This is a genomic window from Sulfuricurvum sp., assembly GCF_023250475.1.
GTDB lineage: Bacteria > Campylobacterota > Campylobacteria > Campylobacterales > Sulfurimonadaceae > Sulfuricurvum.
In genome coordinates this window covers 1-3497 of record NZ_JAHFAQ010000172.1, presented here as the reverse complement: position 1 = coordinate 3497, position 3497 = coordinate 1, and the positions used below count along the sequence as shown (strand labels likewise).

Sequence of the window (3497 nt, the reverse complement as noted above, 5' to 3'; positions counted from 1 at the left end):
ATCATTAATTGAGTATGGATCGTTGGAAAACCTCAAAATTTAGTATTCGTATATTATAGAATTCCGAAAGTGTTTTTCGTACACTTTCCCCTACTCTGTATTTAAGCCCTCAAAATCTGCAATAATCTATACGAAAAACACTTGTTACTCGTCATAAAATTATCTTATTTATCTAAAAACTACAAATGATAGTAATGCCTATGTAATATTGACATTAGGAAACAAACAGTAATAAATTAAGATTTTTCATACATTAAAATGTCAAAATGTTACATATGGTAACAAGATGTTTGAAATCACTAAAAAATAGTTATATTATTTTTAATAATAGCTAAATATGTAAAACTACCGCAAGTGACGTATTTTAAATATGTATAAATATTTAAAAACAATTATTATGATTAAACCATATATGTAAAGAAGATTTAAACATGACTATTTTATGACCTTAAAAATAATAATATATATTTTTATTAAGTTTTGTTGTAGGTTGTTTGTTAATGATGATCAGTATAAAGAAAACCATTTTGCTTCTTCTATCTTTTGAGATTATTGCTTTTTCACAAGAGATCACTTTCGAGCAACTGAAATTGTCCACTTTGGAAAACTCCCACCGCCTTAAACTTCGCAATATCGATACCTCAATCGAACAAGCCCGATTGGAGAGTGTCTATTCAAACCTCTATCCACAGCTTTCACTCGTTTACAGCGGAGAATATAATAAGAACCTCGATCAAGCGACTTCTGGTACCCTTTCGGTCGGGGGGACTACGATCAATTCAACCGTTCGTAATAAGGGCTCATTGGCACTAAGTCTCAACTACGAGCTCTATCACTTCGGTACCACTCTCAAACAGATCGAGATGTCTAAAAAAGAGATCCGATCCAAAAAGCTCGAAGTGTGTAACGAAGAGACCAAGCTTTTTCGTGAACTCCTAGACCTTTACGCCACTGCTCAAAAAGCTCAAAGTGAACAGCGCTATAAAAACCAAATGCACGAACTGCGTCAAGAACTCTATACCCTCAAACAACGTCTCTATGGTGCAGGGAAAGAGTATCGTGTATCGGTAGGGGATGAAGCGATACGTCTCATAGAACTGGAGCGTGATATAGAACGCGCTCAAATGAGTTATGAAGAGAACCTCATAGCACTCACCAAACTCTCCCATATAGAGCTTGATCTCAAATCGACCCAACTGCTCCCTTTGGACATCAAAGCCGAAGAGATACACCTAGGCAGTTTCGAAGAGAACTCCCAAGCTCGCCAATACAGAGAGAAGATTGACCAAAAGAATGCCGAAATCTCTCTCAACATCCGTACCCAGCTTCCGGTACTGTCACTTTATTCCAACTATTACCTCTACGGTTCTGATATGCACAATGCCGCTCAGGCATTTGAGGATATGAAACCTAACAGCTGGAACGCAGGACTTAGCCTGAGATGGAATCTGTTCGAAGGGTTCAAATACAACAGCGAATCAGCACGTCTGCATTTCGAGCGGGATCGATTGAGCGAAGAGTATGACCTTGCAAAGCGTGAGTTCGATGCCCAGACCCAAACCTCTCAACAAAAAATAGATCGCTTAACCCAACTGCAAAAGAACAATACCCTTATCGTCAATGAATCCCGCTCCAAAATAGCAATGATCAAACGTTTAAGAGAGCAGGGTGAAGCGGATGCGGTGAGTGAGGTGAGTGTGAAACTTGAAACATTAGAGAGGGAGTTGACATTGGAAAGCGAGATGATACAACATGCCTATGAGGCGGAAGCGTTGAAATTACAACATAGAGGGGTGGAAGAGTGCAAAAGACTATGAAAAATCAAAACTTCAAATATACAAGGAGAGTGGCATGATGCAAAAAATAGAATTTTTTGGAGATGATAAAAATGATTGAGCCAAGCACACTTATTATCGTAGGACTTTTGATTATTGTATTTGGTTTTTGGTGGAAGTGGAAGATTTATTGGTTTTACAAAAGTGGAGCATATCTTCAAGAACTTACAGAAATCATTGAAGAAAAGCTATCTCAAAATCAGGAACTAACTTCTCGTGAAAAAAAGGCATTAAGGGATATGAATTCAGGTCCATGGATATGGAAAGTATGCTCTAAGGTAGGTGGAATTTTCATCCTGATCGGTTTAATTTTAAGTATCACTAAATAGGAGTAAGACAAATGACAAATATTGAACAAGCAAATGAAATCGCAGGAGATTTGACATATTTAGGTTATATACCTGGTCCTCAAGCCCCATATGTCGGATTTCTTTCATCCAATCCAAGCGCAATGACAAGTTTAGCACTCCTGATAGATAAAATCCATAATGGGACAGCCAGTGAGCATGATTATGAATCTGCGCTAAATGCATTAGGTGGTGTGGCTTTGGGGGTTGCTGAATTGGCAATGCTAGGAGGAGCATTAGCTCCAGCTGAAGGATTGCTATTGGGAATTGGCATCGGTCTCGCCGTATTAGATTATGCTGATGGAAATAATTACAATCCCTTCGAAATCCAAGATGATTTACAAAGAAAATTACACGATTTAAAAGATTGGATGCTAAAAAAAGAAGGGATGCTTACTCCGCGTCTCAATGATTTTTTTAATGCAGCTCGCAACTGGACTCCACCCCGCCGTGATCCGCTCGTCCTCGACCTCGACGGAGACGGTATCGAAACACTGGGTATTACTTCGACAACCCAAGTACTGTTTGACTATGACGGTGATGGAGTAAAAACAGGGACGGGATGGATAAAAGGAGATGACGGGTTCGTCGTACTGGATCGTAACGGTAACGGCACTATCGATAACGGTGGAGAGTTGTTCGGAGATCAAACCCTCGTAAATGGTGCCAAAGCGTCTGACGGTTTCGCGGCACTATCGGCAGAAGATACTAACCATAACGGCAAGTTCGATGCAGGGGACACCAACTTCACCAAAGTTCGTATCTGGCAAGACACCAATAGTGACGGTATCAGCCAAGCAGGTGAACTTCATACCCTAAACGAACTTGGTATCACGTCCATCAACCTCACGTCAACAACCTCCAACACGGTATCCAACGGTAACGTCCAAATCGCCAAAGGAACCTATACTAAGACCAACGGAACGACGGGAGATAGCGGAACCCTTAACCTCACCGAAGATACCGGAGCAGCCGGTAATCTAAACTTCTCCCAAAACCCGTTTTACAGCGAGTTTACCGATCACCTAACCCTGACCGATACAGCATTGGCTCTTCCAGATATGCAGGGGAGTGGGATGGTGCGTGATCTGCGTGAGGCTTCGACCCTCTCGGCGGGATTGACGAGTACATTGCAATCGATGAGTACTACCTATGAGACCCATGATCAGATGATGGCACAGGTCGATACGCTGTTGGCACAATGGGCGGGGACTTCTAGTATGGTGACAAGTGTAGAGCGTGAAGCTGCTGTTAATGGAAAACCTCTTGTCTATCTTCCTACTCAGTCCAGTGGTGCTTTTGATCTGTACTACAA

Annotated in this window: 2 protein-coding genes and 1 pseudogene; all 3 read left to right on the top strand. The window is 41.1% G+C overall.

Annotation, left to right across the window (positions count from 1 at the left end; genetic code table 11):
* Positions 1–500: 500 nt before the first annotated feature.
* A complete protein-coding gene (locus Q0C19_RS11595; protein WP_295056220.1) occupies positions 501–1817 on the top strand; it encodes a TolC family protein in 1317 nt (438 codons plus the stop codon).
* Between the two features lie 62 nt (positions 1818–1879).
* Positions 1880–2164 carry a hypothetical protein gene (locus tag Q0C19_RS11590; protein WP_295056216.1) on the top strand — a complete coding sequence of 95 codons (285 nt, stop codon included), beginning with the start codon at positions 1880–1882 and terminating at the stop codon, positions 2162–2164.
* Between the two features lie 11 nt (positions 2165–2175).
* A pseudogene (locus Q0C19_RS11585) lies at positions 2176–3497 on the top strand (hypothetical protein); the annotation flags it as partial.

Coding starts and splice junctions, on each gene's coding strand:
- Q0C19_RS11595 (WP_295056220.1), top strand. CDS start 501: ATGATGATCAGTATAAAGAAAACCATTTTGCTTCTTCTATCTTTTGAG.
- Q0C19_RS11590 (WP_295056216.1), top strand. CDS start 1,880: ATGATAAAAATGATTGAGCCAAGCACACTTATTATCGTAGGACTTTTG.